Below are 406 nucleotides of genomic sequence, written 5' to 3' on the forward strand. Positions count from 1 at the left end.
GCCCGCTGACCTGGATCAGGTGCAACGGCAGGCCGGCCTTGGGTACCAGGTCATTCTCGATGCCGCGCGGCGTCCCCAGCCAGTGCACGGCATAGCCGCGCGCCTGGAACTCCCGCGCACAGGCGAGCGCCGGGAACACGTGTCCGCCGGTGCCACCCGCCATGATCAGGACATTACCTTTCATCGGCAAAGTCCTCTTCGTTGAACTCATATTCCTCGCTACCCAGGTGGGTTCGCCGTTCCCATTCGATGCGCAGCAACATCCCCAGACAGGCACAGCAGATCACCAGCGAACTGCCGCCGTAGCTGAGGAACGGCAGGGTCAGGCCCTTGGTCGGCAGCAGGCCGACGTTCACCCCGATGTTGATCAGAACTGGCCGATCCAGAGGAAGGCCAGGCCGTAGGC

The 406-nt window shown here is 64.3% G+C and carries 2 protein-coding genes; both read right to left on the minus strand.

The features are described 5' to 3' along the window. On the minus strand, window positions 1-184 hold a 184-nt coding region (locus tag HFC70_RS26555), incomplete at its 3' end, for a glycosyltransferase (protein ID WP_210259472.1). After that, on the minus strand, window positions 174-406 hold a 233-nt coding region (locus tag HFC70_RS27350), incomplete at its 5' end, for an FtsW/RodA/SpoVE family cell cycle protein (protein ID WP_210259473.1). The genes HFC70_RS27350 and HFC70_RS26555, both read right to left, overlap by 11 nt.

This window comes from Agrobacterium sp. a22-2, assembly GCF_012276985.1.
In the GTDB taxonomy this organism is placed as follows: Bacteria; Pseudomonadota; Alphaproteobacteria; order Rhizobiales; family Rhizobiaceae; genus Allorhizobium.